Source organism: Virgibacillus sp. LDC1 (assembly GCF_025792345.1).
Taxonomy (GTDB): Bacteria; Bacillota; Bacilli; order Paenibacillales; family Paenibacillaceae; genus Paenibacillus_AQ; species Paenibacillus_AQ lautus.
Genome location: NZ_JAOXLZ010000001.1, coordinates 1,424,969 through 1,437,558, shown reverse-complemented (window position 1 = coordinate 1,437,558; position 12,590 = coordinate 1,424,969). Strand labels below are relative to the sequence as shown.

The 12,590-nt window shown below is 47.3% G+C and carries 10 protein-coding genes; all 10 read right to left on the bottom strand.

All coding sequences use genetic code 11. The annotated features are described in order from the left end of the window. Positions 1-12: 12 nt before the first annotated feature. The 10 genes from OHJ21_RS06585 to OHJ21_RS06540 all read right to left on the bottom strand — a co-directional run bounded on the left by OHJ21_RS06585 (position 13) and on the right by OHJ21_RS06540 (position 12,568). Positions 13-843 carry a carbohydrate ABC transporter permease gene (locus OHJ21_RS06585; RefSeq protein WP_100536906.1) on the bottom strand — a complete coding sequence of 277 codons (831 nt, stop codon included), beginning with the start codon at positions 841-843 and terminating at the stop codon, positions 13-15. A gap of 16 nt (positions 844-859) precedes the next feature. Next, positions 860-1,732 (bottom strand): carbohydrate ABC transporter permease, encoded by an 873-nt coding sequence (locus tag OHJ21_RS06580; protein ID WP_326115122.1) that lies wholly within the window; start codon positions 1,730-1,732, stop codon positions 860-862. A 95-nt stretch (positions 1,733-1,827) separates the two neighbouring features. Further along, on the bottom strand, positions 1,828-3,123 hold the full coding sequence (locus OHJ21_RS06575) for an extracellular solute-binding protein (protein ID WP_486019594.1): 1,296 nt from the start codon (positions 3,121-3,123) through the stop codon (positions 1,828-1,830). 301 nt (positions 3,124-3,424) lie between these two features. Beyond that, positions 3,425-4,441: a glycoside hydrolase family 130 protein gene (locus tag OHJ21_RS06570; RefSeq protein WP_486019593.1), complete on the bottom strand. Its 1,017-nt coding sequence runs from the start codon at positions 4,439-4,441 to the stop codon at positions 3,425-3,427. 282 nt (positions 4,442-4,723) lie between these two features. Continuing rightward, positions 4,724-6,223: a malate:quinone oxidoreductase gene (locus OHJ21_RS06565; RefSeq protein WP_486019592.1), complete on the bottom strand. Its 1,500-nt coding sequence runs from the start codon at positions 6,221-6,223 to the stop codon at positions 4,724-4,726. 403 nt (positions 6,224-6,626) lie between these two features. Then, positions 6,627-7,586, bottom strand: a complete 960-nt coding sequence (locus OHJ21_RS06560) for an ABC transporter substrate-binding protein (protein ID WP_486019591.1) — start codon at positions 7,584-7,586, stop codon at positions 6,627-6,629. Positions 7,587-7,652: 66 nt separating this feature from the next. Next, positions 7,653-9,272: a helix-turn-helix domain-containing protein gene (locus OHJ21_RS06555; protein ID WP_486019590.1), complete on the bottom strand. Its 1,620-nt coding sequence runs from the start codon at positions 9,270-9,272 to the stop codon at positions 7,653-7,655. Positions 9,273-9,432: 160 nt separating this feature from the next. Beyond that, the gene (locus OHJ21_RS06550) at positions 9,433-10,068 is read right to left on the bottom strand and encodes a spore coat protein (RefSeq protein ID WP_486019589.1); all 636 of its coding nucleotides are present in this window, start codon (positions 10,066-10,068) and stop codon (positions 9,433-9,435) included. Positions 10,069-10,201: 133 nt separating this feature from the next. Beyond that, positions 10,202-11,296: a GerAB/ArcD/ProY family transporter gene (locus OHJ21_RS06545; RefSeq protein ID WP_486019588.1), complete on the bottom strand. Its 1,095-nt coding sequence runs from the start codon at positions 11,294-11,296 to the stop codon at positions 10,202-10,204. Between the two features lie 63 nt (positions 11,297-11,359). Beyond that, positions 11,360-12,568: a Ger(x)C family spore germination protein gene (locus OHJ21_RS06540; protein ID WP_486019587.1), complete on the bottom strand. Its 1,209-nt coding sequence runs from the start codon at positions 12,566-12,568 to the stop codon at positions 11,360-11,362. Between the last annotated feature and the right edge of the window lie 22 nt (positions 12,569-12,590).

The window sequence follows — 12,590 nt, the reverse complement described above, 5'->3', positions numbered from 1 at the left end:
ACAGTAACCGGATTAGCCTTTGACTGCGCCTGCCGTCATGCCGTTAACGAGCTGTTTTTGCAGGAGCAGGTAAAATATAATGATCGGTATAAGCGCGATCGTCAGTGCAGCCATTTGCAGCGTCAGGCTGGCCGTTTCAATGCCGACAAAGTTGGCGAGCCCCAGCGGCAATGTTTTCAGCGACGACGAACTGATCAAGACGAGTGCGAACAAGTACTCGTTCCAATTATAGATAAAGTTCAAAATCACGACGGTTGAAATCGCTGGACGCGTAATCGGCAAAATGATCGACCAGAAAATCTTGAACACACCCGCACCGTCCATGACGCCCGACTCTTCCAAATCCTTCGGGAACCCTCTCATAAAGCCTTCCAGAATAAAGATCGTCAACGACAGATGGAAGGCCGTGTAAGGTAGAATCAACGATAAGTGGGTATCCAGCAAATGCAGATTCCGCATGATCAAGAAGATCGGAATCAAGGTCGCATGGATCGGAACGACCATGCCCAGCAGAAATATCGCGTAAGTCGCACCGCGCAGCTTAAAATTGAACCGGGCTAAAAAGTACGCCGCAAGCGATCCGAGCAGGACCGTCACGATCAATGACACGACCGTTACAATAATGCTGTTAAGGAAGTAGGTATCCATATTCGCCACTTCCCACGCCTTTGCGTAATTGGAGAATTGCAGTTCAGTCGGTATGGAGAACGGGTTCGCCGCATACTCCTGCTCGGTTTTGAACGAATCTACGATCATCCAAAAGAAAGGGATTATATTAATAATAGCGAATATCCCCAAAAAAGTGTATGCCGATAAATGGAACCATTTCGTTTGTCTGTACATCTCCTCCCTCTCCCTTCTATTCTTTTTCTCTTGCCAATCGATTTACGATCGTGATGACGATGAGGCTAAACAGCAGAATCAATACGGATACCGCGCTGCCGTAGCCGAATCTCATATTCATAAACGAGTTGTTATACATATAGACGGTCATAACCTCCGTCGCATGGGCAGGTCCTCCGCCCGTCATGATCTGGATCAGATCGAACACGCGGAACGAATTGCTGATGCTGTAGACAACGGAGACGAGCAATGTTCCCCGGATCATCGGAATGGTAATCCGCATGATCCGGCTTAGTCCGGTCGCCCCATCCAGGGCAGCCGCCTCATTGACTTCATCGGGGATGTTCTGCAAAGCTGCCAAAAGAATAATCATATACAGTCCGCAGTTTTGCCATATATAAGCGATGCTGATAGAAATCATGGACCAGAACGGATCGCCCAGCCAATTCTGCTGCCAGCTCTCAAGCCCCAAAACGCCGAGCAGGTTATTCAGCATCCCGTATTCCGTGTTGTAGACCATGCCCCAGATCAGGGATACCATAACCGATGAAATGACGACCGGCAGGAATCCGATAGTCCGGAAGAAACTGGAGCCCTTGAGCCCTCGATTCAGCAGCAGGGCCAGCAGCAGGCCAAGCGGGATCTGACCCGCTATCCCGGTAAACATGATAATGACGTTGTTCTTAACGGACAACCAAAAGATATCGTCCTTGAAAATATCTACGAAATTGTCCAGCCCGATAAAACGCATGGGCGTGATTCCGTCCCAGTTCATTAATGAATAATAAACCGATAAGCCGATGGGAAATATGGCAATACATATATAGATAATGAGTGCTGGCGCCAAGCCCAAGAAAATAGCCCATTTCGTATGCTTAAGCGTATGCATTGGCGTAACTCCTTTCTTTCTGCCTTTAATAAGAAAAACCCGCTGCCGGGTTTTTCTTTGTGCCATCATAAAGTTGACCTAGGGAAATTTATCGCTTATTTCATGCTGTCGAAAGCTTCCTGCACCTCTTGGGCGAGCTCCTCCGGCGTACCTCTGCCGATGGTTAGAGCCTGCAATCCGTTCTGCATGACGTCGGTAACTTGCGTCGGAATGACACTGTCGAACACCGGCGCCGTTCCCTTGTTTGTCAGCTCCAGCATTTCCTTGAGATACGGGCTCGCATCTTCAGGGATTTCCACGTTGGCCGGTACGACAACGCCTTTACTGATCAGATCTTTGTATAAGTCCTCATTAACAAAAAACTTGATAAATTCCTCGGCCGCCGCTTTCTTTTCATCGCTCAATCCTTTTTTAATGGAGATCCCGTACTGAACGACGCCCGCGCTTTTCACCGGATCACCGGATCCGCCAGGGACGCTCGGAAGGAGCGCAATGCCGAATTTGTCCCCTTCCTCGTTGTTGATGCGGATTCTTCCGTCAACGGTAGAAGAAGAGATATGCATCGCTGCTTTGCCTTGAATGAAGTAATCCTGACCCTGCACGGAATCCATGTTGTTCGCATCCGTATTGAAAGCCTCCAGCTTGGCGAGTTCGTCAATGACGGCAATCGCTTTCACATATTCGGGATCGGTAAATTTGGCTTCCTTGTTCAGGATTTTCTGCAAGAAATCACTGCCTACGTAACGGTCCCCGATAATCGATAAGAAGGACGATTGCAGCGGCCATTTCTCTTTATTGCCCAAGGATATCGGCGTAATGCCGGCTTCCTTCAGCTTTTTCACCGCATCGATGAACTCTTCGTAAGTAGCCGGAAATTGGTCGTAACCCACCTTTGCGAACATCTCTTTGTTGTAATAAATAATATCTACGAAGGTTTGTTTGGTTGGCACGGCAAATTGACTGTTGTTCTGGTTAAACCCGGCTAATGCGTCCTCCGGCAAAATATCCTTCCAGTTGTCCATCAGGCCATCCAGCGGCATCAGCAGATCCCCGGCTACCAGAGGAGCCAGATCGGCACCGGGCCATACGACATTGATATCCGACAGGTTATTGGCGGCAGCCAGCGTTCGCAGTTTCGTTTTATACTCGGTTGCCGCTACCCCGTCCTGCTTGATGATAATGTCGGGATGCTGTTTTTCAAATTCGGCGATCCGCTCCTTGTACACCTCGTTATCCACGTTCGGTGAAGTCCATGGATGCATGATGTTCAAAGTAACCTTTTCCGGTTCGGCAGCATCTTTCTCTCCGGAACCGCAGGCCACCGTTGACATGAGCAGCAGTGCAGCTGTTCCAGTGAGCAGCATCGATCTAAGCTTCTTAGACGTTTTCATGTTCGTATACCCCTCTCTATATATGTTACATATAATGTTCTTATATTTGACAATATAAGATATGTTAATTATACAATCGGGCTGCAGATCCCAATATCCATTAAAAAAACGATTTCATCTGATTTTTTTAAGTCATTTTGAATAGATAGGATTTATATCATGCACAATTTTGTTGATATACGTCAATATTAATGACATTAACTTTACAAATTTCCAAATTAATGGTATCGCTTACATGTTAGGTTCTATAGAAAGCGTGGCGGAGAAACCAATTTTAACTCTGCCACGCCCTCACCCTGCGTTATTGCGGTTCGTTCAAAATATAATCTACCAACTCATCCAAAGGAACCGTTGCGAGCGCGATCGCCGTATCCGTCACACCATAATAAATATAGAGAAGCCCGTCCTTGACTACATTGCCTGTCGGAAAAACGACGTTCGGAATCTGATAGCCGAACTTCTCATAATACGTCTCCGGCTCCATAATGAACCGGCGGGTTCTGGCGATGATTTTTTCCGGATTTTCCAGATCCAGCAGCAAGGCCCCAACGCGATACACCGTATCTTGGTCTACGCCGTGGTAAAGGACCAGCCAGCCCTTGTCCGTTCGTATCGGAGGCGTCGAGCCACCGATTTTTTTGTACTCCCAGTCGTTGTTTTCGGCTTTTGCCAGCAGCTTGGGCTCATCCCAATGCACCAAATCATCGGAGTAGCTGATCCACATCGCTGCTTTTTCGGTACCGTACTCCTCCCCTACATATTCTTCCGGTCTGCGAAGCAGCACATACTTGCCGTTGATTTTCTCCGGGAACAGAATATTGTCGCGATCATTAATATCTAGCGGCGTCGTATCACAAAGGTATTCCCAGTGAATGAGATCCTTGGAGGTCAATATCCCGGAGCGCGTCAGCCAATGGCCTTCCTCTTCGCCCCAGCCGTCCGGATATTCGGGAATCGAGCGTTCAGGGATGCCGGCTCCCGTCGGGTAATAGTTCATGGCGCACGGACGCAATGCATAGTTCAAATAAAAGGTATCGTCGATTTTGACGATTCGCGGGTCCTGGATGCTGCCGTAAGGAAATCCCAGCTGGTCCGGTGTTACGACGGGCTCGTCCAGCACATGGGTGAAATGCACGCCGTCCGAGCTCTCCAGGAGACCCAAGTAGTTTTTGCAGGGAGTCAGGGATCCCGCCGTCCGTTCAATCATATAAAATTTTCCGTTATCGATAATGACGGCCGGATTGAATACCGTCACCTTTCTCCAGTCGTAGAGTCCAGGCACTACGATCGGATTTTCCGGATGCCGGGTAATTTTCATGGATAAGCCTCCTATGATCGTTATGTAAGTGTTATCAATTTCTTCACTTCATTATAAGAGGCTTGGCCCTTTCATAATATCCTGCAAACTTTCAATATTATCCGAATTATTGTTATCAGTGATGTCCTGGCTGTTAAATAACATAAAAAAGCGGTTCAATATTGAACCGCTTCGATCTTCGGCCATTTGGCCGAAAGGTATATGGAATGATCCTTAGTAGTGCGTTATTCAGTAAAAGCGCCCCATGTGTCTTTTTAATTGCTCTTTTCTACCAGTCTAGTATTAACTATGAACCAGTGTTTTCAAGCTTAAACCTAACGTTTCCGAAGTTGAATCTTGAATTTCTTCAAAAAGAGCCGGATTCTTCGCAAGTGACATGCCGTAAGAAGGAATCATTTCTTTTATTTTCGGCTCCCACTCTTTCATCTGTTGCGGGAAGCATTTCTCTAATACCTCTAGCATAACGTGAACGGCCGTCGAAGCGCCAGGGGAAGCACCGAGCAAGGCAGCGACCGATCCATCCGCAGCACTGACCACTTCCGTACCAAATTGAAGCGTTCCTTTACCGTTAGGAGTATCCTTAATCACTTGTACGCGTTGGCCCGCTACAACGATTTCCCAATCCTCGCTTTTGGCGTTCGGAATAAACTCGCGTAATTCTTCCATGCGCTTTTCATTCGATAACACCACTTGCTGGATCAAGTATCTGGTCAATGCCATCTCTTTTACCCCGGCAGCCAGCATGGTGAAAAGATTATTCGGTTTGACGGAGCTTATCAAATCAAAATTCGACCCCGTTTTTAAGAACTTAGGCGAAAAGCCGGCAAACGGACCAAAGAGCAATGCTTTTTGATTGTCAATATATCTTGTGTCCAAGTGCGGAACGGACATTGGAGGAGCGCCAACCTTGGCTTTTCCGTATACTTTGGCATGATGCTGCGCTACTACTTCCGGGTTCTTACATACCATGAATAGTCCGCTTACAGGGAATCCTCCAATATGCTTTGACTCGGGTATACCGGTTTTTTGCAACAAATGCAGACTTCCGCCCCCGCCGCCGATAAAGATGAACTTGGCCGTATGATAGTCGGTTTTACCGTGCTCGATATCATGCACTTTCACTTTCCACGAACCATCTTGTGTACGTTTAATATCCTTGACGCTATGTCTGTAGTTGATCTCGACGTCTTTGCTTTTCAAGTGCTCAAACAGCATGCGCGTTAAAGCGCCAAAGTTAATGTCCGTCCCGGAGTCAATTTTGGTTGCCGCTAACGGCTCATTTGATGTACGCCCTTCCATAATAAGCGGAATCCATTCCTTCAGCTGATCCGGATCCTCGGAATATTCCATCCCTTGAAAGAGCGGATTGTTTGACAGCGCTTCAAAACGTTTTTTCAAAAAAGCCACGTCTTTTTCGCCTTGCACTAAACTCATATGAGGAATAGGCATGATAAAGTCCTGCGGATTGCGAATCAGATTGCTGCTTACCAGATAAGACCAGAACTGTCTTGAAACCTGAAACTGTTCGTTAATATTGATCGCTTTGCTAATGTCTATAGATCCGTCTGGTTTTTCGGATGTATAGTTAAGCTCGCACAGTGCGGAATGGCCGGTCCCCGCATTATTCCATTCGTTGGAGCTTTCTTCCCCCGCGCTTGCGAGTTTCTCAAACACTTTGATCTCCCATTCAGGCACTAACTCTTTCAGTAGGGCTCCCAATGTCGCGCTCATAACTCCGGCACCAATTAAGATTACATCTGTTTTTTTCTCCATGTTGCTCATTATAAACCTTCCTTATCCCATATATTTGAAAAAAGGGTAGGCGTCCCTGCTAAAATTGTCATTAAAAAGCAAGGCGTCCCCTGAAAACACACCTTTTCTGTGTCAATTATCACCATATTATAGTCTATTATAAATATTGATAGATTAAAATATCTACTATTATCTAATCATTATAAACCATTTAAACTTGTTAACAAAGTGAGAAGATCCTCCACAAAACCTAAACGCCCAATAAACATAGCATTAACTTCGTTTCATACGGGGGATGAAGTCCATTTTTACCGTTACTCGTGTTGTTCTTCACCGGGATTAGACATGTGCTAACCACTTCATCACAAAAAAAGCCGCAAGATTCGCGACTTCTTCTGATGCTGTTCTTGTCCTCCGACACTTTATCATCTAGCTACTTCCCGCTGCCCAGGAGCAGATTCGTCTGGATCTCCAATTGCTTCTCAAGCGAGATGAGATCGCCTGCCGAAAATTGATTGATATCCAATGTGTAGATACGATTGTTTTTGTAAGCCGGAAGTGACTTCCAGATGGCGCTCTCCAAAATTTCCTGGGCACGATCCCCGCCTCCGTCCGCATCGTAGACCGTCACGAACATATAATCTGCGGCCATCTCCGGCAGCGATTCCAGGGAAATGTCCAGACCGGCTCCTCCGTTTACGATCTGCTCCTTCACGGCTTCTGGCGGCTGATAACCAAGGCCCGAATAGAGGTTGCGGGTACCGCGCCCAAAGCTCTCTCCCACAACCCAGAAGTTTTTCGCCCAAATCTCATAGACGCCAACCGTTTCTCCTTCCTTCACGACTCCGTTCAGCTTCGCTTTGGCCTCTGCAAGCTTCTCCTCATAATGACGAATCGCTTCCTCCGCTTCCTCCGATTTCCCGAGGAATTCTCCGAAATCCCGCAGCTCCGCATACAGATCCTTTGCTCCCCAGGGAATAACGATCGTAGGAGCGATTTTGGCGAATTGCTCATAGTTTTTATCCGACGGTCTAATGATGAGATCCGGGTCAAGAGAAACGATTTTCTCAAGCGCCGCCTGATCGTCGCCGATATCCTCGATGCCACCGGTCAGGTCCTGCAAAAAATATTGATTCAGGCTGGCCGTTCCGGCGCCGATTGGTTTAACTCCCAAGGTCAGCAGATGGCCGAGATATTGCGTCGCGACAATGCGCTTCGGATCCTTCGGAATCTCGATCTCCCCCATGACCGTTTCATATTTACGTGTTGCCCCTGTTTGCGGGGCGCCATTGTTTTCGACAATTTCGCTTTGCTGCTGCGTGTCTCCGCAGGCTCCCAGCACAATGACCATACTTCCGATCAGAGACAACATCAATCCTCTAAGCAACCACATCTTTGAACCCTCCATCTTATTGATAATGATTATCATTATTATCATACCGACAAGGATGGAATGCGTCTATTGCGTTCCGTATGCGGTTCTATGGACATTTGTTAGAAGTTTCGTGAGAATGGACAATTGCTGCTCCAAAGCAAGCGGATCATTATATTTAAACAACTCCAGATCGAGAAAAAACACGTTCCCGTTCCGAACGGCAGGCAGACTCCTCCATTCTTTGCCGTTCATGACACGTTCTGCATAAGCTGCACCGCCACCAGCCTCCCAGATGGTTACGAACATATAATCTGCGGCATACGCTGCCAGCATGTCCGGCGTTAGCTCCAAGCCGATTCCGTCACCTAACACGTGTTCTTCAAGCGGCTCCGGTGGCCGAAACGAGAACGTCTGGTATAAAATGCGCAGGCCTCTGCCATACGCGATATTAACTGCCCATAGCCGATCTGCCCAAAACTCGAATACGGCTGCCGTAGCACGTGAACCGATCCTTTCGGCTACTTGAACGGCAGCTTGTTCCTCCTTCGCTCGAAAGCCATCAATCCAGTTCTTCGCTTCAAGTTCGCGATTGAGTGCTCTGCCTAATCGAAGCAGTTCGTCGAAGGTGTCTTCCCGCCCCCAAGGAAGTGAAATGGTTGGAGCAAGCTGGGATAAGGGCTCGTTGTTCGGTTCGGACGTGATGATCAGATCGGGTTGCAATGATGAGATCGCCTGGAGCGACCGTGCGTCTCCTATATCCGCAACATTCCCCAGTTTTCCGCTATAGGGGCGAGCCCGCAGCAGATTGGTCGAAGCTGCCGCGGGCGTAAGTCCAAGCACCAGCAAATGGCCCAGGTATTGCAGGGCCACAATGCGTTTCGGACGCTGGATATAATCGCGCGGAGAGTGACCGAAATGCTGCTTGAACTTCCGGCTTAAATACAAGCCATCTTGATAACCGACTTCCCGCGCGATGCGGTCAAGGTTGCGATCGTCGCCGCTGAGCAATTCCTCTCTGGCTTTCTCAAGGCGGATCCGCGTCAGATACTCAGCAAAACCAGATCCCGTTGCTCTTTTGAACGATACGGAGAAATGTTCCGGAGTAAGTCCTACCCGCTTCGCCATGTGCTTACGCGTAATCGACTCGGCAAAATGCTTCTCCATATAATCCACCGCAAGTCTCATCCGCTCCAGCCAATCCTCTTCCCGCTCCTCATCCTCCGTTGACTGCAGCACCGTACTCAACAGTTGTTTGAATATCGCGTCTATACGAAGGTTTGCAGCAACTCTTCCGCTGACGCCGGGAACTTGCTTGTATTGGTATAGTTCTTGGACCAGAGCAAGAGCTTCCGGAGTAGCGGCAACCGGAAGCTTACCGACGTCCATCAGTGCGGAGATTCGCTTGCCGTAGACGACACGGCTTGTTGTCCGCTCCTCGAACTCCCATACGTCGTATTGTAATTCATAGACCTCGAGCGGAACCGAGGAGATTGGCGTCCGGCGAATGTCCGCCATCGTTCCCGGTGGACAATAACAGATCGATCTCGCTTTCACTCGGTGCCTCACGCCATTCAAATACAAATCACCGGAACCTTTACTTACCATTAACATGGTATGCGTCTTCATGAATCCGCCGGCAGCCTCTTCGGTATGACCAAGCTTCATATAGCGTACTCCCAACAGCGAATAATGTGTTTCTTCCATGCTGACGGCCACCCCTTCAGACTGTAGCTATTGTTTTATCCTATTATAATTAGAATGATAATCATTCTCAATATCAATCCAGCCGCCGAGGCTATGTATGGCTCCATCTTTGAGAAAAATAAAAAAGCGCCATGTCCCTAAGGACGTGGCGCTTTGATTATTAGTGAGGGGCCATTTTGCCAGGCATTTGCTGCTGCATCGGTGCGCTGGCGTAACTATTTTGCATATACTGCATATCTTGCTGAGGCAGCTGCGGCACTTGGTAGTAGCCATGCTTATTTTGATATAGCGAAATCTCATATGCCATTTCAATGCAGTTAGGCAAGGAATCGGCTAGCACGCGGCGCACTACCGGATTCGTAGATTCCATGGCAGCATTGGTTTTCATCGTAGCACCCGATTTCACTGCATTTAACATGCTGAGTGCAATCGTTTCATCGTTGATCTCGGCCGTGGATTGCATCGGTTTTTTCGGTTGGCCTGGTTTCATGCCGTAAATAAAGTCATTACCCTGCTTCATTTTATAGCTCTGCGTAGGCTTTGACGGATCTTGTCCGGATTTAAAACACTCTAACGTGATGTTATATTCATCTGCCATAAATTGTTTCTGGCGCTGCAAGATATCCCGTAGCTCCGGATCCTGTACATGCCCGCTCAGCATGGTATACGTGTTCATGGTGTTGATGGCCCCTGCCAATACTTCGTGGACATCAAACATTTCATGGCCGCCATGGTTCAATTGTTGTGGAATCATACCGGTTTCCATGTTTTGGTGATTTTGTTGTTCGAATTGCATTCTCGTACCTCCTAATATGGTTTGCCTAGATTTCAATCAAGTAATGATTTAACGGGGTGGTAGCTGCAGACGGCTTCTTTTTGCAGTTCAGGTTTATTGTTAATTAAACAAGCCAAAAGTATTCAGGGTATTTTCATTGATGATGTTTTGCCATCTTTTGTCGGATCCATATCGTAAAGAGCAGCATCAACGGCAGCGCTACTTGGAAGATGGGTGTTACATAAGTAACGACGACCTTGATCCCAAGCCATAAATGATGTGGGTAATTAGGGGACAGAAAAGAAAGCATATATAAGCAAACACCTAATAAAACGGTACATATCTTATAGGGTATTCCCGTAAGTTTCTTGAGTCCGACTACAGCTCCCATATAAAATGCCGTCATTTTCGCACCCAACCCTAGAAATAGGACAAGAACGAATAAAACATCGATACGCTCAAAGACATCTGCAATTTCGATGAGCTGCACCACTTGCAGCAGCGGAAGCGTACTACTGGCTGCCAGTGTCGGCCCTAAGACCAAAATATTGACTTGATTGATCATCACTAAACATATCACCGTAATGATATATGTGATCATCACGCCTTTCCGCAGCTTACCCTTCTTTTTAACCAAAGGAAAAAACACAAGGAACAGGAGCGTTTGTCCGAACGGAAATGACACCAGCTCCGGTATGGCCGCAAAGAGTACTGGTTTGAAACCATGCTCTAGAACCGGCAGCATCATCTCCGTTTTAATAAGTCCTGTCGAAATCAGCAGAGAATATATAATGATATAACTCAAAACAACGATGGGCAGCAGGCCAGCGTTGACCAAAAAGACAACACGCGGACCATACATCACCGTACTTGCTATAACGATAATGGCGACCAGCATGATAAATGCAAGCGGCGTTCGGTTTAACAACGTCAACACCGTAAGTTCGCCTAAATCCCTTAGATTACGGGAGGCTTCATAAGTAAAATAAGCGGCAAAGGCAAAGCTTGCTACATAACCGATAAATTTACCGAAATATCGTTTACACAAATCATACAAATCGAGTTCGGGATCTGTCCGATGGATCATCAGATACATACTGAGCAGGAGCAGTCCAACGCAGGCGGCTAGGGCCATAGCTAACCAAGCATCCCTCTTGGCTTCAGCTCCCAAGAAAAACAAGGTTGTGCTTCCAACCTCAAAAAGAGCCAGATAACACACTAATTCGGTAACTCGAATGGACTGTTTCATAAGCAGCTGTCCCTTTCTGTGCCCTTACCATCGAAAGTGCTAAGGCTTACTAAGAGCTCCCGTCTATCGAAAAGACGACAGTGACATGCCGGTTTGGCTGATCGTTGCATCTACCTCTAGCACTAGTTGGATGGATTGCATCTCCTCTTCTTCCCAACGGTCCTTCACCTTCTGCCAATCCTTCGGATATCTGCGATGGATCTTATCAGCAAAATGCGGCAAATCGACTTTAAGTCTTTTGGCGGCTTCCCATCCCTGTTCCATGTAATCCCTGATGACTTTCTCGATTTCCTTCTGTGCCGCATGCAGTGTAGGTAAGCTGGATAAGTTGCTGCGACAATGAGACTCCGATATTGTACCTTTGACTTTAACGGAAACCCGCATCTGATAACCGTTAGCCGTTCTGTGAGGTGTCACTTTGGTTTTTGCAGACGCCGATTGAAATGATATTTGTTCTCTTTCTGTATTGGATTCTGGACAAGGAATGGATAACGTACTAATGCTCACTTTATCGGTTAACCAGGATATTCCGAAGCTTTCATTCCGTGTTAACGTTCCGATCCTCCGGTCTTTTTCAAATACGGATAATCCCGTAATTCTGAGCTTCCCGCGGGTTGAGGTTTTATGTAGTTGATCAACGGACTCCACTTTAGCCTCCGGCCCACCCACTAATTCAATCTGGGGAACACCGGCTGCTTGCGACTCCGAATCCAAACTAAAAGCTAGCTGATACATTTTAGTGGATGGGTAATTCCCGTTAAATTCATCCGTTTTCTCCAAAATATTGGCGATGGCTGCGCCTGGTAAGCGTTCTGTCGGTACAAGTTGCTTTATCAGCTCGCTAGCCTGCCCATTCGTTACCAGCACATTAACCGTCTCACGCATATAGGTGTTTCTCCAATAGAAATCAATGATTTCGCTGATCCCCCTTTCCGCTGTCTGCTGACCAAGCACAAGGATATCCGTATGCGGAAAATATAGACGCCTGGCTGATTCCGTATAACTGACATCAATCGCTTCCCGAAGCGTTGGACCTGTTGAGGAAAATACATGGATCGGAGAGTTCGAACCGCCAGCTTTGCCAGCACCACCAGCACCGGATGAAATCGCAGACGGGTTAATTAACTGATAAGAAACGATCCACTCATCCCCTGACCGGTCTATGCCGATGGCTGAGATGAGACCGATCTCGTTTAACTCGGTTTGATTCCAGCAGCCAGTCATTGAAAATGTCATGACCAGTAAAAGTGTTAAATGAGCGAAAGTGCGCATATTTCACCTCTTGTTACTTGAA

Coding starts and splice junctions, on each gene's coding strand:
- OHJ21_RS06545 (WP_486019588.1), bottom strand. CDS start 11,296: ATGAAACAGTCCATTCGAGTTACCGAATTAGTGTGTTATCTGGCTCTT.
- OHJ21_RS06585 (WP_100536906.1), bottom strand. CDS start 843: ATGTACAGACAAACGAAATGGTTCCATTTATCGGCATACACTTTTTTG.
- OHJ21_RS06570 (WP_486019593.1), bottom strand. CDS start 4,441: ATGAAAATTACCCGGCATCCGGAAAATCCGATCGTAGTGCCTGGACTC.
- OHJ21_RS06580 (WP_326115122.1), bottom strand. CDS start 1,732: ATGCATACGCTTAAGCATACGAAATGGGCTATTTTCTTGGGCTTGGCG.
- OHJ21_RS06550 (WP_486019589.1), bottom strand. CDS start 10,068: ATGCAATTCGAACAACAAAATCACCAAAACATGGAAACCGGTATGATT.
- OHJ21_RS06575 (WP_486019594.1), bottom strand. CDS start 3,123: ATGAAAACGTCTAAGAAGCTTAGATCGATGCTGCTCACTGGAACAGCT.
- OHJ21_RS06565 (WP_486019592.1), bottom strand. CDS start 6,223: ATGAGCAACATGGAGAAAAAAACAGATGTAATCTTAATTGGTGCCGGA.
- OHJ21_RS06560 (WP_486019591.1), bottom strand. CDS start 7,586: ATGTGGTTGCTTAGAGGATTGATGTTGTCTCTGATCGGAAGTATGGTC.
- OHJ21_RS06540 (WP_486019587.1), bottom strand. CDS start 12,568: ATGCGCACTTTCGCTCATTTAACACTTTTACTGGTCATGACATTTTCA.
- OHJ21_RS06555 (WP_486019590.1), bottom strand. CDS start 9,272: ATGGAAGAAACACATTATTCGCTGTTGGGAGTACGCTATATGAAGCTT.